The organism is Bacillus sp. EKM202B (assembly GCF_011066025.1).
In the GTDB taxonomy this organism is placed as follows: domain Bacteria; phylum Bacillota; class Bacilli; order Bacillales; family Bacillaceae_G; genus Bacillus_A; species Bacillus_A toyonensis.
Genome location: NZ_JAAMNK010000117.1, coordinates 1 through 299 on the forward strand (window position 1 = coordinate 1; position 299 = coordinate 299).

At 38.1% G+C, this 299-nt stretch carries 1 pseudogene; it reads right to left on the minus strand.

The window, feature by feature from the left end:
• Positions 1-299 (minus strand): annotated as a pseudogene (locus tag G9F74_RS29600) (IS200/IS605 family element RNA-guided endonuclease TnpB); the annotation flags it as partial.

Consider the following 299-nt stretch of genomic DNA (forward strand, 5'->3'; position numbering starts at 1 on the left):
AAGTTCTTGCACTTCTGTTTCGACTAACAATGACACAAAGTATCTGCCAGAAGGGTTCCGTCTAACTGTAGCATTTAAAATGCGTCCCTTTACTTCACGACTTTTGGCAAATCGAACAAGACCTAGTTTTGGCAATTTAATTTTGTTTCCTATAACGGCAATGTTTTCATTTGTTTGTTTTGTGGTGTAAGATTGTACGTTGTTTTTCTTAGATTTGAAACACGGGGCACTGTTTTGTTTTTTGAAAAAGCGTGTATAAGCATCCGCAAGGTTGCGAACAGACGACTGAATCGCAATAC